This window comes from Actinophytocola oryzae (assembly GCF_004364325.1).
Taxonomy (GTDB): Bacteria; Actinomycetota; Actinomycetes; order Mycobacteriales; family Pseudonocardiaceae; genus Actinophytocola; species Actinophytocola oryzae.
Genome location: NZ_SOCP01000005.1, coordinates 324,001 through 349,924, shown reverse-complemented (window position 1 = coordinate 349,924; position 25,924 = coordinate 324,001). Strand labels below are relative to the sequence as shown.

The window sequence follows — 25,924 nt, the reverse complement described above, 5'->3', positions numbered from 1 at the left end:
CTGACCGGCGGGTTCGCACTGGTCATCTCACTTTGTCGGTGGGTGGGTCTACCGTCGTCGGCGTGAGAGTCGCCACCTGGAACGTGAACTCCGTCAAGCAGCGGGTGCCCCGGCTGCTGCCCTGGCTCGACCAGCGGCAGCCCGATGTCGTGTGCCTGCAGGAGACCAAGCTGACCGACGTCGCTTTCACCGAGTTACTCGGCGCCCAGCTCGCCGAGCGTGGCTACGAGGTCGCGCTGGCGGGGCAGGCGCAGTGGAACGGTGTCGCGATCCTGTCGCGGGTCGGGCTCGACGACGTGGTCGTCGGGGTCGAGGGCGCGCCCGGCTTCCCCGATCCCGAGGCTCGCGCGGTCGCCGCGACCTGCGGCGGTGTGCGGGTGCACTCGCTGTACGTGCCGAACGGCCGGGAACCGGACTCCGACCACTACCGGTACAAACTGTCCTGGCTGGCCGCGTTGCGTGATGTCGTCAAGGCCGGTCCGGGTGAGGCGATGCTGTGCGGTGACATGAACATCGCGCCCACGGACGCTGACGTGTTCGACCCGGCCGCGTACGTCGGGCAGACGCACGTCACGGCACCGGAGCGGGCCGCCCTGACCGAGTTGCAGGCGTTGGGGCTGCACGACGTGGTTCGGGAGCGGTGGCCGTCGGAGCGGGTCTTCACCTACTGGGACTACCGCGCGGGGATGTTCCACCAGGACCTCGGGATGCGGATCGACCTGATGCTCGCGTCAGCGCCGGTCGCCGGGCGGGTCGCCGCCGCCTGGGTGGACCGGCACGCCCGCAAGGGGACCGGGCCCAGTGACCACGCCCCGGTGATCGTGGACCTCGACGAGGCGCCGGACGGGGACATCGGGCCGGTCGTGCCGCCGCCGTCCTCTCGCGGGCCTCGGAAGGGGGTCAAGTTACCGCAGGCCAAGTAGGTTCCCGGGTCAGTCGCCGACCGCGTCGGCGATCGCCAGGAGCGCCTTTCGCAGGTCTCGGCCGGACGGGGTGCTCTCGGGGTCCACAAGCCACTGTGCGGCCAGGCCGCCCACGAGTGCCTGGAACACGGCGCCGACCGTCTCGCCTGTGACGCCGAACAGGTCCGCCAGGCCCTGGCGTCCCTGGCGGTTCGCCGCGGCGAAGGCCGCCTTCAGGTCCGGCTTCTGGCCCAGGAACGCCAGCAGCTCGAACTGGACTGCCCACAGGCGCTCGTTCGCGGCGAAGGTCCTCAGTACCTGCGTCCACGTCTCCTCGAACTGTTCGGCCGGGGTGGCGTCCGGGCGGGTCGCGGCGGCCAGGGCCTTGCCCAGGTCGTCGCCCCATTCGGCCAGTGCCTGGTAGAGCGCCGCGTTCAGCAGGTCTTCCTTGGTGCCGTAGTGGTAGCCGATCGCGGCCAGGCTCACGCCCGCCGCCGACGCGATGTCGCGCGCCGTGGTGCGGGCATAGCCCTTCTCGAACAGACAACGCATGGCACCGACCAGGAGGTCTTCTCGGTTTCCCATAGCACAACCGTACAACACAATCGTCTTGCACATCTGTCTGACACGGGTGTACCGTCTGCGTCAGTCGAAGGGAGCAAGTCGATGAAGAACACGACCGTCCTCGTCTCCGGTGCCGGTGTCGCAGGGATCACCCTCGCGTACTGGCTGCGCCGCAACGGGTTCGTGCCCACCGTCGTCGAGAGGGCCCGCGGTATCCGGGACGGCGGGTACAAGATCGACATCCGGGGCGCCGCCCTGCGGGTGGTCGAGCGCATGGGGCTGATGGACGAGATCCGTGCCCGGGTCACCGAGGTGCGGGCCGGCTCCGTCGTCGATGGCAGGGGCCGGCGGGTCGCGAGTATGGACGGGGACACCTTCGGTGGCCGTGAGCACGGCGACGCCGAGATCCTCCGCGGGGACCTGCACAGGCTCCTGTTCGAGGCCACTCAGGGCGTCGAGTACCTCTGGGATGACTCGATCGCCGATCTCCGGCAGGCCGACGACCACGTCGAGGTCACCTTCGCCAGTGGTGCCACTCGCACGTTCGACCTGGTCGTGGGCGCCGACGGGCTGCACTCGGTGACCAGGTCGAAGGTCTTCGGCGACGGTCACGTCCGCGACCTCGGCTACCGCGTGTCGATCTCGAGCGTGCCCAACCACCTCGACCTGGACCGGGAGGAGCTCACCTACGTCAGCCCGAACCGGACCGTGCTCGTGTACTCGACCGCCCAGGACGCCGGCGCCAAGGCCATGTTCCTGTTCGCCGACAACGCCCCGGTACCCGCCGACCAGCGGCAGTACCTCGCCGATCGCTACCGCGACGAGAGCTGGGAGGTGCCGACGCTGCTGGAGAACCTGGGCGCCGACTTCTACCTCGACGAGCTCAGCCAGGTCCACCTGGACAGCTGGTCGGACGGCCGGATCGCGCTGGTCGGCGATGCCGCCTACTGCGCTTCGGCCGCGTCCGGGCAGGGCACCAGCCTTGCCCTGGTCGGCGCGTACGTCCTCGCTGGCGAACTGGCCGCCGCGTGCGGTGACCACGTCGCGGGCTTCGCCGGGTACGAGGCGGCACTGCGCGAGTTCGTCGACGTCAACCAGAAGCTCGGGCCCGCCAACATCAAGCGGATGGTCCTGGCCACCAAGGCGCAGGTCAGGATGTCGATGGTCTTCCTGTCACTGCTGTCGAGGCTGCCGGGCAAGGACAGGATGATCGCGAAGGCCATGGCGCCGCTCCACCGCGCCGCGAACGCGATCACACTGAAGGACTACGTCGTGCGATGCTCTGCCGCATGACCGATCCCCGCAGCCGGTGGTCCATGATCGCGGTGTTCGCACTGCTCGGGGCCGTCACACAGGTCCTCTGGGTCACCTACGCGCCCGTCACCGACGCGGCAGGCCGTTACTACCACGTCGGAGACGGGGCCATTGGCTGGCTGGCCAACGTGTTTCCCCTGCTCTACGTCCTGCTCGCGATCCCGGCGGGCATCGTGCTCGACCGCTGGTTCCGCGGCGGACTGGCCGCGGGGGCGGTGCTCGTCGCGGCCGGTGCGCTCATCCGGCTCGGTGGTGACGGCTACGCGGTCGCGCTCGCCGGCCAGCTGGTCGTCGCCGTCGCGCAGCCGTTGGTACTCAACGCGATCACCGCCGTCGCGGGGCGGTACCTGGCCGAGCGGGACCGGCCGACCGGCATCGCGATCGGGTCGGCCAGCACGTTCGCCGGGCTGATCATCGGCTTCGGGCTCGGGACCGTGTTCACCGACGACTTACCCACGTTGCTGCTGGTCCAGGCCGCGCTGGCGGTCGTCGCCGCGCTCGCCGTCATGGCGGTGCTGCGGACACCCGCCGAGCACAAGGTCGAGACCCCGCCCGCCGGACTCGGCGCGTTGCGGGTGGCGTGGAGCGACCCGTTCATCCGATGGCTGTGCGCGCTCGTGTTCGTCCCGTTCGGGGTTTTCGTCACGCTGTCGACGTACGCGCAGCCGCTGCTCGAGCCGGCGGGCGTGTCCGAGGAGACCGCGGGGCTGATCCTCATCGCGAACGTCGTGGCCGGGGTGGTCGGGTGCGCCGTGGTGCCGATCTGGGCGAACCGCCGTGGTCGGGAGCTTCCGGTGCTGACCACGTCGTTGCTGGTCACGACCGTCGCATGTGTGACGTTGGCGCTGGCGCCGGGCGTCGTCACCGGCTTCGTCGCGCTCACACTGATCGGGTTCGGTCTGCTGCCCGCGCTGCCGATCGTGCTGGAGCTGACCGAACGGCGGGCGGGCAGCAGCGAGAGCACGGCCGCCGGGTTGATGTGGCTCACCGGCAACCTCGGCGGGCTGGTCGTCGCTGCTGTGGTCGGCGTGCTGGTCGACGACCCGACGCCCGCGTTCCTGCTGCTCGCGGTGCTGAGCCTGCTGACGCTGCCACTGCTGCGCCTGTTCAGTCGGGTGAGTACGTCCGAGCCAGTGCCGCCACGGACGCCGTGATCCGCTGACGCAGCCAGTCCGGCGCCAGGACCTCGATGTCCGCGCCGAAGCCGAGGAACAGCCGCAAGGCGTGGTCCGGCTGCTCGATCGGCACGACCGCGGTCACCCACCCGTCGTCGTCCGGTGCCGACGCCGTCTCCTCGACCGCGCGGTGGATGCTCGGCTCCACCGTCTCCACCAGGCGTTTTCGCAGTTCGGGGGAGATGCGGACGGTCGAGGTGTCGGTGTGCCGCCTGGCGTCGAAGTCGGCGAGGTAGGACTCCCAGTACGCGCCGAGGTCGAAGCCTGCCGGGCGTTGGAAGCCCTCGTCGAGGACGGTCAGCGTTCGGATCTGCGAGACCCGGTAGGTGCTGATCCGCCTGCTCGCGCCCACGAGATACCAGCGTCCGGCCTTGAGAACCAGGCCGTACGGGTCGACCGTTCGGGTTACCTCGGACGGGGCACGCCACCGGTGGTACTCGATGTGGATGCGGCGTTCTCGCCAGACGGCGTCCGCAGCCGCCACCAGAGCCGGGGTGTCGTCTGGCTCGGCGTACCAGCCCGGCGCGTCGAGGTGGAAGCGCTGCTGGATGCGGGTGGCGCGGTCGCGCAGCTCGGGCGGCAGTGACGCGGTGAGCTTGAGCCAGGCGGCGGCCACCTCCGCGCCGAGGCCGAGGTCGTGCGCCGGCCCCGGCAGTCCGGTGAGGAAGAGCGAGTCGGCCTCGTTCTCCGTGAGCCCGGTGAGCCTGGTGCGGTAGCCCTCGACGAGCCGGTAGCCGCCCGCGTGCCCGGCCTCGCCGTAGAGCGGGACGCCCGCCGCGTGCAGCGCGTCGACGTCGCGGTACACCGTGCGGACGGAAACCTCCAGCTCAGCGGCCAGTTGTGCGGCCGTGAGGCGGCCCCTGGTCTGGAGCAGGAGCAGCAGTTGGACGATCCGGGAAGCACGCACGAGCAATACTGACATTGGATGTCAGTGGATGGCCAATAGCTTGCCGGCATGAACAACTTCGACTGGCTTCACGGCACCTGGCAGACCACGCAGCGGAAGACGAAGCCACTCAGCGGGAGCGACGAATGGGAGACCTCGGACGGGACACTGACGTGCCACAACCTGTTCGAGGGTGCCGCCAACGTGGACGAGGTGGATCTGCCCGGGTTCGGATTCCGGGGAGTTTCGCTACGGCTGCTCGACCCAGTAACTCAGGAGTGGTCGATCTACTGGGTGAACTCCCGTGACGGAAAGCTCATGCTGCCGCCGGTCGTCGGTCATTTCGAGGACGGTGTCGGCGAGTTCTTCAGCGACGAGGAGTGGGAGGGGCAGCAGATCCGCGTGCGGTACCGGTGGTCGAACATCACTGCGACGACCGCGCGTTGGGAGCAGGCGTTCTCCACGGACAAGGGCGAAACGTGGGAGACCAACTGGACGAGCGAGTTCACTCGGTGAACGCAGTCTCCGGCGTCTCCCGGCCTTTCGGATAGTACGGTTTACCCCACCTGAACATTACGGTTTACCGCATGTTGCCCCACTCCCCGAACGTCGATAGTGGACCTAGTTCATTCCACACACAGGGGAGAAGTCAGTCATGCGGATACTCGTCGGGGTGATGTCGGCCGCGGTTCTGGCCACGGGGGTTGGTGCACCGGCCGTCGGCGACGTACTCGACGACACAGTCGAGTCGATGGTGGCGGCCGGTGCGCCGGGAGCGGTCGGTTACACGAGGACGGGTGACGAACGGCGCCATGCCGCGGCGGGCTATGCGGACGTGGCGCGCCGTGAGCGGGCCGACGTCCGGCAGCGGTTCCGGATCGCCAGCAATACCAAGGCGTTCACGGCTGCCGTGGTGTTGCAGCTGGTCGGGGAGAAGCGGTTGGCCCTGGACGCCCCGGTGTCGCGCTGGTTACCGGAGGTGCCGGGCGACATCACGGTGCGCGGGCTGCTCAACCACACGAGCGGTCTCTGGGATCCGACGACCGAGAAGGAGTTCTGGGCTTCCTACCTGGCCGGTGACCGAGGGTATGTGTACCGGCCGGCGGACCTCGTGGCGCGGGCGTTGGCGCATGCTCGTGTGCCCGGATACTCCAACACCAACTACCTGGTAGCTGGTCAGCTCATCGAGAAGATGACCGGTCGGAGCGCGGTGTCGGAGGTGTACCGGCGGATCCTGGTGCCTTTGCGTCTTGCGGACACGTCGTTCCCGACCGTGGATCCTCAGCTGCACGGTCGACACCTCCACGGGTACGCACTGGACGGTCGAACGGACATGACGGTGTTCAGCCCTTCCTATGACTGGACCGCCGGGGCGATGGTGTCCACTCTGGATGATCTGGCGAGGTTCTACCGGGCGTTGTTCGACGGGACGTTGTTACGACCGGCCGAGCTGGCGCAGCTCAGGACGACCGTCGACGTGAAAGGGGTGGCGATGGGGCTGGGGATCGATCGTCTGGAGGTGCCCTGCGCGGATGGCGCGGATCGGGTGCTGTGGGCGAACTCGGGTGGCGGCCCGGGGTTCGGGAGCTACGCCTTCATCTCCGGCGACGCTTCTCGGCAGTTGGTGGTCGCCATGAACGTGTACGACATCGAGGAGGAGCTGTCAGGGCGCTCGCCGGTACCCGAGGGGGTGAGCGTGGCGCGGGCGCTCCGTGAGGTGTTCTGCTGACCCGGGTCACAGATCGTTGAAGGGTGGGGCGTAGGCGAAGGCGCCCTTGATCGAAGTGTCGTAGGTGGACAGTGGGCGTGCCTGGAAGTGGGCTGCCCAGGAAGGGTCTGGTGGTGTTATGTCGTAGGTGCTCGCGGGGCGGAAGCCGAACCTCGGGTAGTAGTCGGTGTGGCCCAGTAGGACGACCACTGGTTCGTTCAGTGCGTCGGCTGCCGCCAGCACAGCGTGCATCAGGGCGGTTCCCACACCTTGGTTCTGGTTGCCTGGCTGTACACCCAGCGGGCCGAGGCCCAGTGTGGGCTTGTTCGCGATGTGTGCTCGGGTGCAGACCACGTGGCCGACCACCTCGCCGTCCTTCTCGGTTACCAGGGACAAGGGTGGGAGCCATGCTGTCGAGGCCCTCAGGGCGGTGACCAGGGTTGCTTCCATCTCCGTGGGGAAAGCCGCGCGGTGGACCTTGGTGATGGCTTCTACGTCTGCTGCATGTTCACGTCTGATCAGCACAGGAGGTACTTTCGCACGGTAGGGCAACTTCATCACTCAGGTTTCGCTTCCTGAGCCAGCCAGGCGGCCAATAGTGTTGGCGTTGGCGGAGGGGCGTCGGCGAAGTTGGGCTTGGGCGCTGGAGCTGGGCGTGGGCGTGGAGCTGGGCCTGGGGCTGAGGCTGAGTCTGGAGCTGGGTCTGGGTTCCTGAGGCTGGAGCTGGGTTCCCGGGTTGCGCGCAGCTGGTTCGCCAGATGGGTGAGCATGTGGCTTCTCATGGTCGTGACAGCTGTTCGGAACCGGCGTTGGGCACTTGTCGTCTCGCGGATGGTTGCTAGGGCAACGATTTCCGCCCCGGGGGTGTCTCTGTGCGGTTGTCAAGCCACAGCTGTGGTCGGGGCAGCCTCGGAGTGCCGGTAGCGGGTCTTGCTGCGGAGCATGGTGAAACAGGACGTCGCAGCGGCGTCGGGCCGGGCGGCTCAGGGCAGCGTTGTACTTCTTCCTTCGGCGTGCTTGTGGTCGAGGCGGCCATGCCGGTGGGGGTCGGACAGGGCGGCGAGCTTGGCCAGGGAAACGCTCGGCTGAGTTTCGGTTGCCAGTGCGGACGGGGTGCTCGCCCTTGGTCGAGGTCCCGGAACTGCGCGTGACCGGAGCGATGCCGGCTTACGCGGCCCAGGTGGCCGCTGGACTCGAACGTCGAGGCGTCACCGATCTCGGGCGGGATGGGGGCTGCGGTCCTGATCCCGGTGCGTGGCGTCGAGATTGGGACCCTGGGAAGAGGGTGCTTGGCGAGTATCCCTTGACCTCGGTTGCGCCCTGTTTGCCTTGCTGGAGAACGGTCTTCAGGTTGTCCGCGAGTCGAGGCAGCACGGTGTCCGCTGCCGCGGTCTCGGGGGCGATCACGGTCTGTTCGGCGAGTGCGGCCAGTATCGCGGTGACGAGTTTGTCGCCCGTGTGGGGCGCATGCGCGGTGGCGATCGAGACCAGTGTGTGGTGTCCTCGGCAGGCTCGTCGGCGCGATCTGGCTGCGGCTTTGGCGGTGTCGGTGGCGATGTCGGTGGAGCTGCCATAGCGGGACAGGATCTCCGATGCCGCCGGGTGGCTGATCTTGGGGCCGATCGGGCGTTGGGGGGCGGGGTGGGTGCCGGGAGCAGGCTGCGGACGTGGATGGCGATCCGAGTGGCCTCGCCGGGCGGGTTGTCGTCGAAGCCGACCTGCCGTCCCGCTCGGCCGGGGTGTCGTCGGCGACGTCGACCGGGCGCACGGTGTGGAGTAGCTAGCGGGCCGTCGGCCATGGTGAACGCGTCTCTCGCGTTGGTCTTCGCGTGGCCTGGGTGGGGGTCGCGGTACGGCGCATGGGCAGGCCGGGCGGGTAGGCCACGTGGTCGTCGTTGCTGCGTAACCCCCTGGTGACCGGTCGCGCCGGCCGCCGCCGTCGGCAGCGGGCCGGTCGTGGCGGATTGATCGGCCACCAGCATGCCGCTACGGGAGTGGGCCGAGTCGGGGGGCCGCTTCTCGGATCAGGGTCAGCAGGGTGGTGCTCAGTAGGAGCTTTACCTGTGCGCGGCTCAGTTCCTTGCGGACCAGCCACTCGCGGCACGCCGACTTCACCATGCCGCCGTACGAGCGGACCATGGCTCGTAGCTCCACGCGTTCCGCGGACAGGCCGGTCGCCGCCAGGACCCGGTCCGCCGCTGTCTCGTCCGCCGCTGCCAGGATGTGTTCCACGTCCGGGTCCCAGCCGCCGGTTGCGGCCAGCCATGCCTTGCTGTTGCGGGAGACGCCGTCCAGGAACCAGTCGACCGCCGCGTCGACGCGGACCTCCAGCGGGCCCACCGGGAGCTGGTCCACGGCGAACCTCGGGATCGTCACCAGGCGGCGGACCACCTCCAGGTACAGGTCCCGCTTGGTGCCGAAGTAGTGGTTGATCAGGCCTCGTGCCACGCCTGCCTGCCTTGCCAGCTCCGTGGTCGACACCGTGGCGTAGCCGTGTTCGCCGAAGAGCTGGATCGCGCAGGCCAGGATCTGTTCCCTGCGCTCGTCCGGTTCCAGACGGCGGCGGCGCGGGGCGGCGGTCACGAGGTCACCACGTAGTCGGACGGGGACAGGGTCCTGGTGCGGCGGTCGTACTCCGAGACCATGCCCGGCCAGTTGTTCGTCACCCTGCCGGACTCGGTGCGGTACCAGCTCCTGCAGCCCGCCCATGCCGAGTCTGCCAGCCGCTGGCGCATCTCTCGGTCGAAGGCGGTCGCCATCTCGGGGCGTACGTCCAGTGTGGACTTTCCCTCGGCCAACAGGGCCACCGCCTGGCGGAGGTAGCGTGCCTGGCGTTCCAGCATGTACACGATCGAGCCGGAGCCGAGGTTCGTGTTCGGGCCGTACATCAGGAACATGTTCGGGAAGCCGGGGACCGTCATGCCCAGGTACGCCGTCGCCCCGTCGGACCATGTTTGCGACAGGTCGGCCTCGCGGCCTCGGACCGTCAGTGTGGACAGGAAGTCCGTGGTTCTGAAGCCTGTGCCGTAGATCAGGACGTCCGCTTCGTGTTCGGTGCCTGCCCTGGTTCGGACGCCTTTCGGGGTCAGTGTCGCTATGCCGTCTGTGGACAGGCGGACATGCGCCTGCGTCAGCGCTGGGTAGTAGTCGTTGGCGAAGAGGACGCGTTTGCAGCCGATGGGGTAGTCCGGGGTCAACGCTCTACGCAGTCTCGGGTCCGCTACCTGTCTGCGCAGGTGGTGGCGGGCCAGCGCGGCCACCGCCTTGGCCACCGGTCGGTTTCCCTGGATGCCCAGCGCCGCTACCTCTCCAACGCCCCAGAACAACGCTCGTTCCAGCGGGAACATGTGGTGCTGCCACCGGCGGTACTCGACGTCCGGTTTCGGCAGCACGTACGGCGCCGAGCGTTGGAAAACCGTCACCTCTGCTGCCTGTCTCACCACGTGTGGTACGAACTGCGCGGCCGACGCCCCGGTGCCGATCACCGCGACCCGGCGACCGGTCAGCGGCACCGAGTGGTCCCAGCGGGCCGAGTGGAAGGCCGGGCCTTCGAACGTGCCCGGGAGGGTCGGCAAATGAGGCTCTGACAGCTGGCCTACGGCCGGGACCAGGACGTCCGCCACGTGCGACCCCTGCGACGTCGAGACGTGCCACTGGCCCGCGCGGAACTCCGCACCCGTTACCGTCACCCCGTACCGCGGGGCCACGCCGTACTTCTTCGCTGTCCTCGCCAGGTACGTCATGATCTCCGGGCCCAGGGAGAACCTCAGCGGCCAGGCGTCGTTCGGCTCGAACGAGAACGAGTAGTACGGCGACGGGATGTCGCAGCCCGCGCCGGGGTACGTGTTGTCCCGCCACACCCCGCCCAGCGTGCTGCTCCGCTCCAGGACCGTCACGTCCGTCAGGCCTGCCCGTCGCAGCTCCACGGCCGCGGCGATGCCGCCGAAGCCGGCGCCCACGATCAGGACGGACGGCATCCCCAGCCTCCGGGCAGTTGGCAGACGGTCAACAGCCGGAATTATATGAGCTGAACATTGGGCCAGCCGGGTGAAAAATCGCTGATCAGTCCCGGGTACTGCCCACCAGCGACCGCAGTTGGGACAGCAGCTCACTGCGGCTGGACGCCCCCAACCGCTGCCGCATCCGCGCCACGTGGTGCTCGACCGTCTTCGCCGAGATGAACAGGCGGTCCCCGACGTCCTTGTACGTCAGGCCCGACACCACCAGCTCCGCCACCTGCAGCTCCCGGTCCGACAGCGCGACGGAGGACACCGACGCCTTCTCGTCCGGGAGGTCGGGCACCCGCCGCGCCGCCACCGGCTTGCCCTGCAGGAGCCTCGCGCAGTCCAGCAGCCGGACCATGGCCTTGCGGTCCGCCGTCCTCGTCGCCGCCCGGCCCGCGAGCCGTGCCCCGTCCCACGTGAAGCCGGCCGCGTGCAGGTTGCGGGCGGCGTCCTCGACGGCGTCCGCGTCGACCTTGCCCGCCATCAGCTCCGCCCAGCACCTGCCCGCGTTCGCCAGGATGCCGAACTGCTCGTCCTTCGCCGCCGCCCGGTCCATGGCCTCTACCTGCGCCTCGGCGTCCTCCCGCTGGTCGGCGAGCACTGCGGCCTGCAGGCCGCCCCACCACAGCGGCGTCGCCCACAGCGGCGGATCACCGAGGCCGGTCAGCAGTGTCCTGGCCTGCGAGAGGTGCGCGGACAGCCGGGACTCGTCCCGCAGTCTCGCCGCGGCCACGGTCAGCTCGCCCAGCGGCAGGATCGTGAACAGGTCCATCGGGTGGCGCAGCAACGCCTCACCCGCCTGCACCCACGCGCGCCCCAGCGTGTTCGTGTCCCCGGCGCGCCTGGCCACACCCAGCTCGACGGCCACGGCGAACAGCCAGTCCCTGGGCTCGAGGTGCGTGCCGCGCAGTGCCCGCAGCTGCTCGGCCGCCGCGGGCAGGTTGCCCCGCACCATCGTGATCCACGTCCGCAGCAGCTGGTGGCGGGTCACCAGCGGCGCCCCGCCCGTCCTCGCCTCGGCCGCGCGGTCCAGCAGCGAGGACGCGGTCGTCAGCTCCCCGTAGTGCAGCGCCAACAACGCGCCGAGCGCCGCGGGGCTGTCCGGCAGCAGCACGCCGCGCCCGACCGGCTCCAGCAACCCGGCCGCACGCACCATCATCGACAACGCGGTCGTCGGCGTGCCCGTCACCGACTCGTGCAAGCCGCCTGCCATCAGCGCGATCGCACTGGACAGCGACGTCGGCGGCCCGTCGGCGGACACCGTCGCCCGCAGCTCCCGCGCGTCGGCCAGGTCGCCGATGCCGAGCAGCCCCAGCGTGGCGAGCTGCTTGCCCTCCTCGGTGCCCGACCAGCGGTACAGCTGCGCGCTGCGCAGCAGCTGACCCCGGTGCGCGAGTGCCGCCGCGGCCACCCCGGCCGCGTGCCGCCGCCCGGTCGCCGCCTCTGTCGTGATCACCTCGTCGGCCAGCCGCAGGGCGCCGTCGAGGTCACCGGTCAGCGCCAGCGCCTCCGCCCGCCGCGCCCCGACCTGCAGTGGGGGCCTGCCAGCGGTCACCGCCGCCTCGTACAGCCTCGCCGCCAGCGCCGGGTCGACCGGGAGCGCCTCGGCGGCAGCGGCCTCGAACGCGGTCGCCGCGGCGGCTCCGCCGATGCCGGTGCCGAGCAGCGGCCGGACCAGCGCCAATACCTGACCGCCCCGCGCCAGCTGCAGCTCGGCGAGCCGCTGCCGCATCCACGCGCGCCTCTCCACCGGCACGATCGCGCGAAGCGCCCGCCGCGCGATCGGCAGCAGGGCACCCGCGGTGCCGACGAGCCCGGTCGCGCGGGCCGCCGCCACGATGTCACTCACCGCCGCGGCGTCCTTGCCGAGCAGTTCGACCAGCAGCTCGAGGTGCAGGCCGATGCCCGCGTCCGCGGCGAGCACGAACGTCAGCACGCTGTCGTCGAGCCGGCCGAACTCGGCGCGGAACTCGGCGAGCGCGGCCACCGGCACCTCGGGCCTGGTGTCGGGCAGCGCGCGGACCAGCCGGTCCACGAACGCGGGCACCCCGCCGGTCTCGCCGTGCACGAACTCCGCGAGCGCGTCCGTGCGCCGGCCCGGCGGCAGGTATGCCTTCACCTGCGCCTTGTCGAACGGCACGGGCAGCACCTGCTCCGGCGCCAGCTCCAGCAGCTCGGCCAGCGCCGCGGAGCGCGGCCACGGCCGGGCCGTGACCACCACCCTGACCCTGGCCGCGAGCTCACGCAGCCGCACGAGGTCGGCGTCGTCGAGCAGGTGCGCGTCGTCGACGAGCAGCACGCCGTCGGCCGCGTCGTCGGCCCGCGTGTGGACGGGGGTGCCGGTCGCGCCGATCGTCGCGCCGATGTGGTGCAGCAGCGTGGTCTTCCCGTACCCGCCCGGCGCGACGACTGCCACGTGCGCGCGGGGGTCGGCGGCCAACGCGTCGAGGTGTCGCGCTGACGCGTCGTCCAGGATCGGCCTCACTCGTCGTCCTCGCTGTCGGGGGCTCGGCGTCGTCTGCGTGGCGGCTCGTCGACGTCGTCGACGTCCCACGACCGTTCGTCGCGGTCCAGCTCGTCCACCTCGGCGCCGCTGCGGGACCGGCGGGTCAGCCGGGCGAGACCACGGGCGGGCGGGTCGAGTGGCGCGATCTCGACCGGTGGCCGAGGCGGTGGGGGGCCGATGTCGGCGAGGTCGGGCCCCATCTCGTCGAACCGCATCAGGTCCGTGTGCGCGGTGAGGGTCTCCGAGGGCGTGACCGTCGAGGTCATGGGCAGCGGCTCGGCCCGCACGGTCGGCTTCGCCACCCGGCCGCCCGCGAGTGCCGCGCCTCGGGCGATGGCCGTGGTCGGGTCCTCCGCCGCGGCCACCCGCACCCGCACGGCCGCCGTGACCAGCTCGGCGATGAGGGGGACGTGTGCGCAGCCGCCGACCAGGACGACCGCGCGCAACGCGTCCGCCTCGGTGCCCGACGCCTGGATCGCCCGCTGCAGTATCCCGACCGTGTGCTCGACGACCGGGCGGATCAGACCGTCGAAGTCGCTGCGGTTCAACAGGATCGTGGCCTTCTTCGACCCGGGTGGCGTGGGGATCGTCACGGCGACGGCCGTCGAGAGCCGCTCCTTGGCATCCACGCACGCGGCCCGCAGCTCGGCGAGGCTGTCCGGGCCGTCGGGCAGCTCGCCGAGGTCGGCGGCGGCGTGCTCGGCGACGAGGTCGTCGAACAGCGTGCCGCCCAACACCTCCGCGCTGTCGGCGTGTGCCAGCAGCTCGAACCCGAACGAGCCGCGCCGCAGCACGCCGGTCTCGAACCTGCTCGCGCCGAGGGAGTAGACGGCGATCTCCTGGCCGACCTCGAGCCGCTCGGTCGAGGCGTGGACCTCCGCCGCGGCGACGGCACGGGGGAGCAGGGTCAGCTCGGGCAGGTTGAGGTCCCTGAGCGCGGACTGGAGGACGGACCGGCGGTACACCCCCCAACCCACCGGGTGGGTGACCACCAGTTGGCTGGCGGGACTGCCCTCTTGTTCCTCTACGCGATCGACGACCCATGCCACGAGCGCGGCCGCGAGGGTCTCCGCCGGGTACTGCCGGTCGCCGAGCGCCAGCGGTACCTCGTCGCCGATCCTGTCGAGGAAGTCCCGCGCCACTCGGTCCGGGGCACCGGCGCCGCTGCGTTCGGCTGCGTCGCCGACCTCGACGGCGTCGTCGTCGGTCAGATACAGCACCGAGGCGACTCCGGGCAGGTCAGACGCCACATCCAGGGGCACGACCTCGGGCTCGCCCCAGCTGTCGCGACGATTGCGGCTGACCGCGGCGACGGTGCGCGCGGTGCCGAGGTCGATCCCGAGTGCGTAGGGCATTGCGGGCGTTACCTCCGTCCGTGCGAGCCGAGCTAGTCGTACCAGGGAGCTGGCCCCGTAGGGCACCCCCGGTTTGCGCCCCGGGCAAGCCCCTAACCCCCTAATGAGTGATTCATTGTTAGCCCTAAGGGGGGAATCGACAACTCGGAGTGATCCCCGATGTACCCCACGCCCGGTTCTCCATACGTTGGTCACCGCACAGCGCCGCGGCGTTCGGCCCACGCGCTCAACCCCGGACCGCCGCCGAGTGCTCGAACTGAATCCGCTAGGAGAATTCGTTGTCCTTCTCTATCGACACCCTGCAGGACTTCGTCATGAACATCATCAGTGACGAAGCCGCGAAGGCCGCCTACACGGCAGACCCGCTGGGCGCGCTCAAGGACGCCGGCCTTGGCGACCTCACGCCTGCCGACGTCCAGGAGGTCCTGCCGCTGGTCGCGGACAGCCTGCCCGCCGGCCTGCCGACGGACCTGTCCGAGCTGCCGCTCCTCGGTGACCTCCCCCTCGGCGACCTGCCCGTCGCCCTGCCCGTCGACGGCCTGCCCTCCCTCGGTGACCTGCCGGTGGACCTGCCGACCGGTGGTCTGCCCTCGCTCGGCGACCTGCCCGTCACGCTCCCGACCGACGGTCTCCCCGCGCTGGGTGACCTGCCCGTCGTCGGCAGCCTGCCGGTGGACCTCCCCGGCGTCGAGCTGCCGAACCTCCCGAACCTCGAGACCCCGCTCGGCGACGTGACCTCGGTCGTCATCGACGGCGTGTCCGGTGTGGCCACCGCGGGTCTCGACACCGACGTGCTGGACAGCGCGGTGGGTGGCCTGCTGAGCAACCCCGCCGAGGGCGGTGCGCCGACCGTGTCGACGCACGTCGAGTCGCTGCTCGGTGACGTCGCCGCAGGCGCGAAGCTGGCGCCGGAGGAGTTCGGCGGTTCCATCGCCGGCTCGTCCCCGGCGGCGGACCTCGGCGCGGGCCTGGTCGGCCACGTCGGTGGCGACCTGGGTGCCTGGGCCGCGACGGACACCGTCGCTGGTGACCTCGGTGCCGGCGTGCTTGCCGGCCCGGACGGCGTCTCGCTGGCCGCGGAGTCCCCGCTGGGCAACCTCGCCGCGAACTCCCACGGCGACTTCTCGATCCAGCCGGTCGACACGGCCGACCTGCTGGACGTCGACCACCTCGGCACGACCGGTGACGCCGTCGCCGGCACCGTGGCGCACTACGTCTCCGCAGGCGCCGGTGCGCTGGCCGGTGGCATCGGCGCGGGCGAGGACCTCCTCGGTGGCTACCTGACCGGCTCGCTCGCGCCGGTCGGCGACACGCTGGACAGCACCACCAGCACCGTCACCGACGGCATCGAGCAGGGCGGCGACCTGGTCTCCGAGCACCTGACCAACCTGCCGACGACCGACGACCTCCCGCTCGACCAGCTCCCCGAGCTGCCGCAGCTCCCGGACCTGCCGGACATCGACTCCGGCGACCTCCCCAGGCTCGGCGACGTGACCAGCCACCTGCCGGTCTCGCTGCCTGACCTTCCCGACACGAGTGCCGTCACCGACCTCGTGTCACACAATCCGGTGACCGACGCCGTGCACGCGAGCCCTGTGGGTGGGCTCGTCGACGGTGTCACCAGTCACCTTCCCCAGGTCGGCGACCACCTGCCCGTCGACCTGGACCTGGGTCTGTAACGCGCCTTTCAGCCCAGAAAAATGGGGTTTGCCCCAACCCCAGGAGGCCGGGGTCCGCAGCGTCGCGGACCCCGGCCCCCTTTCACCCAGATGGGCGAGCACGGCACACTCTTCCGGGTGAGGACTCCGCCCTGGCTCACCGTTCTCGACGACACCATCGCGGCCTGCATCACCCATCATCGGTCTGACCTGGCCGGGAAGCTGGAGAAGCGACGCTCGTCGTTGCTCGAGCCGAAGCTGCGGGTCCCGGTGATCGGCGAACCGAACCAGGGCAAAAGTCAGCTCGTCAACGCCCTGGTGAACGCCGAAGTGTGTGCGGTCGGTGACGATGTGACCACAATCACGCCGACGACGGTAACGCATTCACCGACTCCCGTGGCGGCCCTGGTCACGGAGATTTCCACTTCGGGACGCCGTGCGATCGGGCCCTCGAGCGAGCCGGCCCGGATCCCCGTTCCGGTGGACGAGGTGGCACGCCGAGCACTGGCCGCCGGGCCCGCGGAAGCGGGCGGCGAGGTCTACGCCGAGGTAGGGCTTCCCCGCGAGCTGCTCGCCGCCGGTCTCGTGCTCATCGACACGCCCCCCGTCAACAGCACCGGCCCGCAGCGCACCGCGACCACGTTCGCCGCGCTGGCCAGCGCGGACGCCGTGCTCATGATCTCCGACGCCACGGGCGAGCTGCGCAGCTCGGAGCTGGACCTGCTCAAGGAGGTCTCCTCGCTCTGCCCGGTCGTCACCGTCGTGCTCACGAAGATCGACATCGTGCCCCGCTGGCGTGCGGTCGCCGAGCGCAACCGCGCCCGGCTCGCGGCGGCGGGGCTGGTCAGGGTCAAGGTCGTGCCGGTGTCCGCGACCGTGCGACTGGCCGCGGCCAGGGCCGGTGACAAGCAGCTCAACGAGGAGTCCGGGTTCGGCGAGCTCGTGCGGACGCTGTCGAAGGACGTGCTCGCCAACAGTGACGCCATCAACCGGGGCGCGACGGCCGTGCTGGCCGCACAGGCGACCAAGCAGCTGATGGTGCCGCTCACCGAGGCGCTGACCGAGGTCCGCACCGGTGAGCAGGGCCGCGCGCAGGTGCTCTACCGGGCCGCGCAGCACCGGCTGGACGAGCTGCGCAGGCGCACGACCCGCTGGCAGACGATGCTGGCCGACGAGGTCGCCGACCTGATCTCCGACGTCGAGTACGACCTGCGCGACCGCACGCGCAAGATCATCCGCTCCGCCGACGAGTTCTTCGACGTGGCCGACCCCGCCAGGACGTGGGACGAGTTCGCCGAGTGGCTGCGTGAGGCGCTCGTGGAGACCGCCGATGTGAACTTCGCGTGGCTGGTCGAGCGGTTCCAGTGGGTTGCCGAGAAGATCGCCAGGCAGGTCGCGCTCGAGGAGGCCGTGCCGGAGGACGTCGCGACCGACGGCCTGCTCGACCACGTCGGCGGCCTGGAGCCGCCCAGGATCGAGAAGTTCACCATCGGCCAGCAGGTGTTCGTCGGCCTGCGCGGCTCCTACGGCGGCCTGCTCATGTTCGGCCTCGCCACGACGATCGCGGGCCTGCCGCTGATCAACCCGATCTCCCTCGGCGCAGGCGCGGCGTTCGGCGCGAAGAGCATCTGGGACGAGCGGACCGGCCGGCTCAAGCGGCGCCAGGCGGTGGCCAAGCAGGCCGCACAGCGCCACGTCGACGACTTCTTCCTGTCCTACGGCAAGGCGAGCAAGGACACCGCGCGCCAGGTGCAGCGCAAGCTCCGCGACCACTTCCAGGGGGTGGTGGAGCGGCTGCAGACCGGCGTCGCCGAGCAGGCGACCGCGGCCAAGCGCGCGGCGGACGCGGAGCTGGCCGAGCGGCGTCGCCGCAGCCAGGAGATCGCCGCCGAGGTGGACCGGCTCGTCGGGCTGCACAAGCGGATCCAGGCTCTGGTGGGCCAGTCACCGTCGCCGAAGGAGCTGACCGCGTGAACCTTGCGGACAGGGCGCACTCGATGCTGCGCGACGCGATCGAGGTCTACCGGGACAGCCCCCGCGCCACGAACTGGCTGCGCCGCCACGTGGACCGGCTGGCCGAGCCGTTGCGGCTCGCGGTGGCCGGGCAGCCGCACGTCGGCAAGTCCACGCTGGTGAACTCGCTGGTCGGCGAGGAGGTCGCGCCGCTGTCCGTCGAGGAGGGCAGCCAGGTCCTCGCCTGGTACCGGGGCGGGGCGAACCCGAGGGCGCAGGTGTACCCGACACAGGCGCCGCCTCGGGACGTGCCCGCCGCACGCATGGGCGGGCAGCTGCACATCGACCTGGAGGGGTGGCGGTCCGACGAGATCGACCGCGTGGTCGTCGACTGGCCCTCCCGCACGCTGCGTGGCCTGACCCTCATCGACACGCCGGGCGTCGACCCCTCGGACGCGGGCACCAGGACCTCCCTCGACGCCGACGCGGTCCTGTACCTGATGCGCCAGCTCCACTCGACCGACGTGGGGTTCCTCCAGTCGCTGCAGGACCACCCGATCGCCCGCGAGACGCCCGTGAACTCGATCGTGGTGCTGTCGCGGGCCGACGAGGTCGGTGGCGGCCGGATCGACGCGTTGACCTCGGCGAAGCGGCTCGCCAGGAAGTACCGGACGGACGTGGGGCTGACCGGCCTGTGCCAGAACGCGATCGCCGTCTCCGGGCTGCTCGCGCAGGCAGGCAGGACGCTGACCGCCGAGGAGCTGGCGTCGCTGCAGATCCTCGCCGTGGCCGCCCGCCGCGAGCTGGAGATCGCGCTGGTGTCGGCGGACCGGTTCGTCGGCGAGGGCGTGCCGCTGCGGTTGGACGCCCGCACCAGGACGGCGTTGCTGGACCGCTTCGGCATGTTCGGCATCCGCCTGGTCACGACGTTGATCCGGCAGGGCTTCACCACGGTCGAGGCGCTCTCGCAGGAGCTGGTCGCACGCAGCGGGCTCACCGAACTGCGGGCGGCCGTCCGGCAGTGCTTCACCGACCGCCACGACGTGCTGAAGGCCAGGTCGGCACTGCTCGCGCTGGAGGTCGTGCTGCGGATGGAGCCGCGGCCGGCCGCGAGGCGGCTCGTCACCGCGCTGGAGGCACTGGTGGTCAGCGCCCACGACTTCCGCGAGCTGCGGTTGCTCGCGGCACTCGACGGTGGCCGCACCGCGCTGCCCGACCCCCTCGGTGACGAGGCACGCAGGCTGGTCGGCGGGGTCGGCACCGCCCTGCCCGCGCGGCTCGGCTTCGGCAGGGACGCGTCCGGCCACGAGCTGGTCGGCGCCGTGTCCGACGCGCTGCGGCGCTGGCAGGAGCAGGCCGAGAACCAGGCACTCGGCTCGGGTCAGCGTCGCGCGGCACGGGTCGTGGTCCGCAGCTGCGAGGGCATGGTGGCCCAACTGACGCGCTACTGAGGACTTACCGATAGGTTGGCTCTCTCAGATCGTTGTCCGAGGGAGGAACCGTGGCGCGCGACCCCGACACCATCCAGCGGGAGATCGAACAGGCGCGGGACGCGCTCGCGTCCACGCTCGACCAGCTGAGCACGAAGGCGAACCCGAAGAAGCTCGTCGACGACGCCAAGGCGGGCGCGGCGAGCACCTTCTCGTCGCCCAAGGTCAAGTACCCGCTGATCGGCGTCGGCGTCCTGATCGTGCTGCTGATCCTTCGCAAGCTCTTCCGCTAGTTGCCGGAGGAGGCCGGTTCCTCCTCGGGCGCGGGGGTCGGCCTGGGACGTGGCGTTGGCGTCGGCCTTGCCGCGCGTGCCGGGCCATCGGCCGTGGTCGCCGGGGCGGGTGGCTGCTTCTCGTCGGCCGCCTCCGGCTCGACCGGTGGCTCCTCGGTCCTGGACAGGCGGGCGGTCAGGTAGGCGGTCGTGAAGTCGACCGCGTCCCCGTTCAGCAGGTGCACCACCGTCCGGCGGCCGGTCTCCTCGGGCGCCAGCTGCTCGACCAGCTGGTCGGCCCTGTCGCGTGCCGCGATGAGGCCCGGCGCGCGACCCGTCAGGGTCTGCCCCCGCCCCTTGACCGTCACCGCCCAGTCGTCGCCGTCCGGCGTGTAGTGCGCCTCGATCGGGTCAGCCATCTCAGTCTCCCGCCCTCTGTCGGCCTCCCAGCCCCCCGGCGGAAAAGCCCCGTTCGCTGACCATAATCGATCAGCGGTGACAGTGCGTGGTTAGAGCGGCCGAAGCCCGAACCACACCATCCGCATCAGGATCTCCGCCGCGCCTGCCGCGTCGACGTCGTCGCGCTGCACGTACCACAGGGACAGTCGCTCACACGCGCCGACGACGATCTCGGCGTACGCCTCCAGCTCGTTGTGGGGCACATCCGGCAGAAACGACTCGAACAACGTGGTGTTCACCGCCGTCTGCTGCCTGCGGACCGCCTCGATCTCGGCCACCGCCTCGGGACCCGCGACGGCCGCCTCGGCCTGCAGCAGCTTCCACGAGCGCCGGTGCGAGTCGGTGAACGCGAAGAACGCCGTGAGCCCCCGGCGCAGTGCCTCCTCTGCCGAGTTAACCCCTACGACAGACGCGAGCGTCACGTTGAGTAACTCCGCGCGCGCCGCCCGGATGCACGCGACGAACAGGCCCTCCTTCGAGCCGAAGTACTCGTAGATCATCGGCTTGGAGACCCCGACCCCTTCGGCCACGTCGTCCATCGACGTCGCGAGGAACCCGCGGTCGGCGAAGATCTCCTCCGCCACCTCGACCATCTGCTGTTCGCGCTCGGCGCGCGGCATGCGCTTCCTGCGCTCCTGTGACGAACGGGTGGGACTCACGCCACAACTCTACCGGAGGTAACTTACTCGTAGTAAGTTAGGGCGTCATGGAGTTCCACACCGTGGTGATCGGCACCGGTTTCTCCGGACTCGGCATGGCCATCCAGCTCAGGCGGGACGGCCGGCGCGACTTCGTCGTCCTCGAGAAGGCGCACGACGTCGGCGGCACCTGGCGGGACAACACCTACCCGGGCTGCGCGTGTGACATCCAGTCGCACATGTACTCGTTCTCCTTCGCGCAGAACCCCGACTGGACCAGGTCGTTCTCGCCGCAGCCGGAGATCCTCGGCTACCTGCGCGGGGTGGCCGACCGGTACGGCCTGCGTGAGCACATCCGCTTCGGCGTCGAGGTCGCGGGCGCGAGGTGGGACGCGGACGAGCGCCGCTGGCACGTCGCCACCAGCGACGGCGAGTACGTCGCCCGCTTCCTCGTGGCGGGCATCGGCGCACTGCACCTCCCCAACATCCCGAAGCTCCCCGGCGTCGAGCGCTTCGACGGCGAGACGTTCCACTCCGCGCGGTGGAACCACGACTACGACCTCGCGGGCAAGCGGGTCGCCGTCGTCGGCACGGGGGCGAGCGCGATCCAGTTCGTCCCCAGGATCGCACCCGAGGTGGCGAAGCTGACGCTCTTCCAGCGGACGCCGCCGTGGATCATGCCCAAGCCGGACCACGAGATGCCGGGCTGGGCGAAGACGCTGTTCCGCAGGGTGCCCGGGGCGCAGCGGCTGTACCGGGACGTCATCTACTGGCTGCTCGAGGCGCGTGCTGCGGGCTTCAACGGCCATCCCGTGCTGATGAGGCTGGCGTCGAGGATCGCGCTCGCGCACCTGCACCGCCAGGTCGAGGACCCCGGTCTGCGCCGTGCGCTGACGCCCGACTACGTCATGGGCTGCAAGCGCGTGCTCGTCGCCAACGACTACTACCCGGCGCTGACCAGGGACAACGTCGAGGTCGACACCTCCGGGATCCGGGAGGTGACCGAGCGCGGCGTCGTCGACGGGAACGGCGTCGAGCACGAGGTCGACGTGATCATCTACGGCACGGGCTTCCACGTCACCGACGCGTACGACTACCTGGAGGTGACCGGCGTCGACGGCCGCGACCTGGCGAAGGAGTGGCGCGACAGCGGCATCCAGACCCACCTCGGCATCACCGTGTCCGGCTTCCCGAACCTCTTCTTCCTGCTCGGCCCCAACACCGGGCTCGGCCACAACTCGGTCGTGTTCATGATCGAGTCGCAGATCAGGTACGTGTCGCAGGCGATGGCGCTGGCCGAGCACACGGGTGCCGCCGCGCTCGACATCAAGGAGAGCGCGCAGGCGGGGTTCCAGTCGGACATCCAGCGCAAGCTGGCAGGCGGCGTGTGGACGAGGGGCGGCTGCGACAGCTGGTACCTGGACTCACGCGGCGTCAACCGGACGATCTGGCCCGGCTTCACCTGGCGGTACTGGCAGCGGACCCGCAGGTTGGACCCCACCGAGTTCGACCTCGTCCGGTGAGACGCCCAGCACATCGCCGTGGGACACGCCACGCCGTCCAACCGTGAGTTCGGCGGCGATCACGCCGTGGGGCGCCGGTCTGGTGCGCAACCGGTTTCGCCGACGTCGGGTCTCAGCGCTCGTGATCATGTGAAAACCGTCGCTACCAGGGCCGATGCACTTGCCGTCACGGTGTCACATACCGCGGGCGGTCGCCGTTGGCACGAACGTGTCACGACGTCCAACCTCCTCTTTGCGCTACGCGGCGTACCCGAAGTTCGGTCAGGCGGTAAATAAACCACCCGATCGGTTTGGATACCCCCTCCGACCTGCGTAAACTGATGCTCGAAAAGACCGAGAGGTGGTTATCTGGCATCTGGGAACAGTCTGGGACCAACCGTCCGATGCACACGGTTCTGACCGAGCCCGGTACTCTGAGCGACGTGGTGATGACCGAACAGCATCGACCACAAGGGCGATAAGGATAGTTGACCGGGCACCGCGAGTGTCGAATTCGCCTTGCGGACGGCGGATGGCGAGGCAGCGTGATTCGTCGCTGACCAGAGCTGGATCTGCCACACAAGGTCGACACGGGGGTTGACGTTGAGCCGAGGAACGCCGGGGTTTTCCGCCGTGTTGGCGGTGACCGAGTTCCGCGCGCTCTGGTTCGCCGAGGCGCAGTCGGTCCTCGGTGATCAGCTCGCCAAGGTCGCCCTGACCATCCTCGTCTACGACCGCACGGGCTCCGCTCTCCTCGCCGCGCTGATGTACGCGCTGACGTTCCTGTCCGCGCTCGTCGGCGGTCTCGGTCTCTCGCAGCTCGCCGACCGGTTCCCCCGCCGGGGGCTCATGGTCGTGAGCGCGCTGGTGCAGGCCGCGCTCGTCGGGCTCATGGCCATCCCCGGCATGCCGATCGCGGTGCTGTGCGTGCTCGTGCTCGCCGTCGGTCTCGTGCAGTCCCCGTCCGCGGCCGCGCAGAACGCGATGACGCGGGAGATCTTCACCGACGACGAGCTGTACCTGCGCAGTCAGGACCTGCGCGGCATCAGCACCAACACGATCATGCTGCTCGGCCTCGCGGGCGGTGGTCTGCTGGTCGTCGGCATCGGCGCGAGCCTCGCGCTCGCCGTCAACGCGGTGACCTTCGTGGTCAGCGCGGCCCTGATCGCCAGGTTCGTCAAGGAGCGGAAGATCGCGGGCGGCAGGGAGGACGGCTGGTTCGGTGCCGCCAGGTGGGTGTTCGGGCGCAGCCGGATGCGCGTGCTGCTGACCCTCTCCTGGCTCGTCGGTCTCGTCGTCATCCCGGAGGGTCTGGTCGCGCCACTGGCGGGCGAGCTCGGGGAGTCCGACGCCGCGGTCGGTTGGCTGCTCGCCGCCGACCCGCTCGGCTTCGTCGTCGGCGTCTATCTGCTGTCACGCTTCGTGGCCGCGCAACATCGCGTTCGGGTGATGGGCCTGCTCGCGGCGGGCGCGTCCGCCACGCTCATCGCGTTCGTCCTCCGTCCGAACCTCGTGTTCGCGCTGGCACTCCTCGCGATCGCCGGAATGTTCGGTGCATATCAGATCACTGTCAGTGCAACGTTCAATTCCCTCGTACCGAATGATATTCGTGGCGGCGCGTTCGGCATCATCCGAACGGGCCTCCGGGTATCCCAGGGAATCGGCGTGGCGATTGGCGGAGCGGTTGCACAGGGTATTGGTTCGGCTACCAACACGATTGCCCTCGCCGGCGTCGTCGGCGTGTTGATCGCGGTTCCGGCCGCGGTTGCCTGGGCACGGCTCAATCGGGCCGAACCGGAGACCGCAGGTCTCACGCGACTGAACACTCTTCCTTCTTGAGGATTGCGTCAACGTGTTACGCAGGAACGACTGGCCTGGTGAGCGCTATCCGAGGGCGGTCACAGATCACGGTCCATCATCAGCGGTTCACCTCCTGGCGGGGAAGACCAGAGCTGAACTGGTCATACCTAACATGAGATTGTGGCAGAACGTCACAGGTCGCGATCTGACATCACACTTCACCTCCCGCGGGGACGGGGTAGGTACTGAATGGCTTCACCGGGCGACAAACCGCCGAACGAGCAGTGGCATGCTAGCGCTAGACACTGTCCGTTCGTTTTCGGCTGGCTCGGATCACACTTGCGTGTGACACCGATGGAGGACGTTTGCCCATGAGTTTCACCGCTCACGATGGGTCCGGGCAAGCGTCGCCTGCCGGAAAAAGCCAAGCAGCCGGTGCGGAACGCGCGGGGGACACGTCGACCGGTCGGACACAGGCCCGAGCTCCTGCGTCACCCACAAGTGTGAACGATCAGCGCGATGAGCGACAGCGCAGACCCCTTTTTGTAGTACACCCCAGGCACTGGGCGTTCTGGCAGCAGCGGCCGAGGCTGATCGCGTACATGCTGTTCTGCGACCTGCTGGCGGTCGGGTTCATCGTGTTCGCGACGGTGACCGCGCCGGGGCCGATCCGGTCGGACTGGTTCCGCTTCGCGATGCTCGCCATCTGTGCGACAGTCCACTTGCAACTGTCACGGCGGCAGGAGGAACGCAGGCGCAGCAGGAAACACACGGTCCAGATCGACCTCGTGGGCATCTGGTCCTTCGCAGGCGTCGTGGTGCTGCCGATTCACCTGGCACTGCTGGCCATCATCCTCTCCAGGACGCAGCGTTGGTTCGTCGCTCGCAGGCCGCTGTACCGGTTCACGTTCTCCACGTCGAGCGTGCTGCTCGCCGCCGTCGCCACGCACCAGACGGTGACGAGCTTCGGCGCGAACGACTGGTCACGGCTCGACGTCGGCCAGTCGTTCACCGCGCTCGGCGTCCTGCTGCTCGGCGGGCTCGTGTACTTCGCGTCGCAGGCTGCCGTCATCGGCGCGGGCGCGATCCTGCTGTCCACGACACGCCCGACGCTGCGTTCCGTCCTCGGCACGCGCGAGGACAACGAGCTGGAGGTCGTCACCATCGCACTCGGGACGGTGGCGGCGATCCTGCTGGTCAACGTCCCCGCCGCGCTCGTGATCATGGTCGCGGTCGGCGTCATCGCCAACCGCATCGCGGAGGTCAGACAACTGCAGGAGGACGTCCGCACCGACCCGAAGACCGGCCTGCTGAACATGCGCGGCTGGCGCGAGGTCGCCGAGCGCGAGATGAACAGGGCCAACCGCGACGAGCAGCCGTGCGCGCTGCTGATGGTCGACCTCGACCACTTCAAGAACATCAACGACACCTGGGGACACCCGGCGGGTGACGACGTGCTCGAGTACGTGGCACACGCGTTGCGCAGCGCGACGCGCCCGAGTGACGTGATCGGCCGGTTCGGCGGCGAGGAGTTCGTCCTGCTGCTCCCCGACGCCGACTCGACGGAGGCGGAGGCGGCGGGCGAGCGGATCCGCCAGACCATCTCGGAGCTGCACGTCCCGACCACCGACAAGCGCGGCGGCCCGGTCGCGATCTCCGAGCGCACGACCTCCATCGGCGTCGCCGTCTACCCGGAGCACGCGTCCGCGCTCGACCAGCTGCTGCAGGCCGCCGACGCGGCGGTGTACGAGGCCAAGGAAGGCGGCCGCAACCAGGTTCGCCTGGCCACGCTGTAACC

The 25,924-nt window shown here is 69.9% G+C and carries 21 protein-coding genes; 12 read left to right on the top strand and 9 right to left on the bottom strand.

From position 1 onward, the window contains the following. Positions 1–62: 62 nt before the first annotated feature. The gene (locus CLV71_RS16255) at positions 63–923 is read left to right on the top strand and encodes an exodeoxyribonuclease III (RefSeq protein WP_133903592.1); all 861 of its coding nucleotides are present in this window, start codon (positions 63–65) and stop codon (positions 921–923) included. 9 nt (positions 924–932) lie between these two features. Here the strand turns inward: CLV71_RS16255 and CLV71_RS16250 are convergent, their stop codons facing one another. Next, entirely contained in the window at positions 933–1,487 is a 555-nt protein-coding gene (locus CLV71_RS16250; RefSeq protein WP_133903591.1) for a TetR/AcrR family transcriptional regulator, read from the bottom strand. Between the two features lie 81 nt (positions 1,488–1,568). On the opposite strand from CLV71_RS16250, the gene CLV71_RS16245 reads away from it, so the two are divergent. Next, positions 1,569–2,759 carry an FAD-dependent monooxygenase gene (locus CLV71_RS16245; RefSeq protein ID WP_133903590.1) on the top strand — a complete coding sequence of 397 codons (1,191 nt, stop codon included), beginning with the start codon at positions 1,569–1,571 and terminating at the stop codon, positions 2,757–2,759. Further along, positions 2,756–3,934 carry an MFS transporter gene (locus tag CLV71_RS16240; RefSeq protein ID WP_133903589.1) on the top strand — a complete coding sequence of 393 codons (1,179 nt, stop codon included), beginning with the start codon at positions 2,756–2,758 and terminating at the stop codon, positions 3,932–3,934. Before CLV71_RS16245 ends, CLV71_RS16240 begins: the two co-directional genes overlap by 4 nt. On the opposite strand, the gene CLV71_RS16235 is transcribed toward CLV71_RS16240, so the two are convergent. Beyond that, positions 3,888–4,877, bottom strand: coding sequence for a helix-turn-helix transcriptional regulator (locus CLV71_RS16235; RefSeq protein ID WP_243866505.1), 990 nt, complete (start codon positions 4,875–4,877; stop codon positions 3,888–3,890). The two genes, CLV71_RS16240 and CLV71_RS16235, sit on opposite strands and share 47 nt — an antisense overlap. Before the next feature lie 33 nt (positions 4,878–4,910). Here CLV71_RS16235 and CLV71_RS16230 point away from each other — a divergent pair, with 33 nt between their 5' ends. Both CLV71_RS16230 and CLV71_RS16225 read left to right on the top strand, forming a co-directional pair. Continuing rightward, on the top strand, positions 4,911–5,357 hold the full coding sequence (locus CLV71_RS16230) for a hypothetical protein (RefSeq protein WP_133903588.1): 447 nt from the start codon (positions 4,911–4,913) through the stop codon (positions 5,355–5,357). A 139-nt stretch (positions 5,358–5,496) separates the two neighbouring features. Beyond that, entirely contained in the window at positions 5,497–6,570 is a 1,074-nt protein-coding gene (locus CLV71_RS16225; RefSeq protein WP_133903587.1) for a serine hydrolase domain-containing protein, read from the top strand. A 6-nt stretch (positions 6,571–6,576) separates the two neighbouring features. Here the strand turns inward: CLV71_RS16225 and CLV71_RS16220 are convergent, their stop codons facing one another. The 5 genes from CLV71_RS16220 to CLV71_RS16200 form a co-directional block, all read right to left on the bottom strand. After that, positions 6,577–7,074, bottom strand: coding sequence for a GNAT family N-acetyltransferase (locus tag CLV71_RS16220; protein WP_133903586.1), 498 nt, complete (start codon positions 7,072–7,074; stop codon positions 6,577–6,579). Positions 7,075–8,535: 1,461 nt separating this feature from the next. Continuing rightward, entirely contained in the window at positions 8,536–9,132 is a 597-nt protein-coding gene (locus tag CLV71_RS16215) for a TetR/AcrR family transcriptional regulator (protein ID WP_133903585.1), read from the bottom strand. After that, positions 9,129–10,526, bottom strand: a complete 1,398-nt coding sequence (locus tag CLV71_RS16210; RefSeq protein WP_133903584.1) for a flavin-containing monooxygenase — start codon at positions 10,524–10,526, stop codon at positions 9,129–9,131. The genes CLV71_RS16215 and CLV71_RS16210 overlap by 4 nt, the downstream gene beginning before the upstream one ends. An 85-nt stretch (positions 10,527–10,611) precedes the next feature. Further along, complete coding sequence (locus tag CLV71_RS16205) at positions 10,612–13,038, bottom strand: helix-turn-helix domain-containing protein (protein WP_133903583.1); 2,427 nt, start codon at positions 13,036–13,038, stop codon at positions 10,612–10,614. After that, on the bottom strand, positions 13,035–14,414 hold the full coding sequence (locus CLV71_RS16200) for an Hsp70 family protein (RefSeq protein ID WP_133903582.1): 1,380 nt from the start codon (positions 14,412–14,414) through the stop codon (positions 13,035–13,037). Before CLV71_RS16200 ends, CLV71_RS16205 begins: the two co-directional genes overlap by 4 nt. A 278-nt stretch (positions 14,415–14,692) precedes the next feature. On the opposite strand from CLV71_RS16200, the gene CLV71_RS16195 reads away from it, so the two are divergent. The 4 genes from CLV71_RS16195 to CLV71_RS16180 all read left to right on the top strand — a co-directional run bounded on the left by CLV71_RS16195 (position 14,693) and on the right by CLV71_RS16180 (position 19,748). Then, positions 14,693–16,093 (top strand): IniB N-terminal domain-containing protein, encoded by a 1,401-nt coding sequence (locus CLV71_RS16195; protein WP_208297583.1) that lies wholly within the window; start codon positions 14,693–14,695, stop codon positions 16,091–16,093. 117 nt (positions 16,094–16,210) lie between these two features. After that, complete coding sequence (locus CLV71_RS16190; protein ID WP_133903580.1) at positions 16,211–18,046, top strand: dynamin family protein; 1,836 nt, start codon at positions 16,211–16,213, stop codon at positions 18,044–18,046. Continuing rightward, the gene (locus tag CLV71_RS16185; protein ID WP_133903579.1) at positions 18,043–19,476 is read left to right on the top strand and encodes a P-loop NTPase family protein; all 1,434 of its coding nucleotides are present in this window, start codon (positions 18,043–18,045) and stop codon (positions 19,474–19,476) included. The genes CLV71_RS16190 and CLV71_RS16185 overlap by 4 nt, the downstream gene beginning before the upstream one ends. A gap of 50 nt (positions 19,477–19,526) precedes the next feature. Further along, complete coding sequence (locus CLV71_RS16180; RefSeq protein WP_133903578.1) at positions 19,527–19,748, top strand: DUF3618 domain-containing protein; 222 nt, start codon at positions 19,527–19,529, stop codon at positions 19,746–19,748. On the opposite strand, the gene CLV71_RS16175 is transcribed toward CLV71_RS16180, so the two are convergent. Together CLV71_RS16175 and CLV71_RS16170 are read right to left on the bottom strand one after the other, a co-directional pair. Then, positions 19,745–20,146: a hypothetical protein gene (locus CLV71_RS16175; RefSeq protein ID WP_133903577.1), complete on the bottom strand. Its 402-nt coding sequence runs from the start codon at positions 20,144–20,146 to the stop codon at positions 19,745–19,747. The two genes, CLV71_RS16180 and CLV71_RS16175, sit on opposite strands and share 4 nt — an antisense overlap. Positions 20,147–20,236: 90 nt before the next feature. Then, complete coding sequence (locus CLV71_RS16170; protein WP_243866503.1) at positions 20,237–20,845, bottom strand: TetR/AcrR family transcriptional regulator; 609 nt, start codon at positions 20,843–20,845, stop codon at positions 20,237–20,239. Positions 20,846–20,892: 47 nt separating this feature from the next. Between CLV71_RS16170 and CLV71_RS16165 the strand changes: the two genes are divergently transcribed. The 3 genes from CLV71_RS16165 to CLV71_RS16155 all read left to right on the top strand — a co-directional run bounded on the left by CLV71_RS16165 (position 20,893) and on the right by CLV71_RS16155 (position 25,922). Continuing rightward, entirely contained in the window at positions 20,893–22,347 is a 1,455-nt protein-coding gene (locus CLV71_RS16165) for a flavin-containing monooxygenase (protein ID WP_133903576.1), read from the top strand. Between the two features lie 612 nt (positions 22,348–22,959). After that, positions 22,960–24,165: an MFS transporter gene (locus CLV71_RS16160; RefSeq protein WP_243866501.1), complete on the top strand. Its 1,206-nt coding sequence runs from the start codon at positions 22,960–22,962 to the stop codon at positions 24,163–24,165. 563 nt (positions 24,166–24,728) lie between these two features. Further along, positions 24,729–25,922, top strand: a complete 1,194-nt coding sequence (locus CLV71_RS16155) for a GGDEF domain-containing protein (RefSeq protein WP_133903574.1) — start codon at positions 24,729–24,731, stop codon at positions 25,920–25,922. The last annotated feature ends 2 nt before the right edge of the window (positions 25,923–25,924 follow it).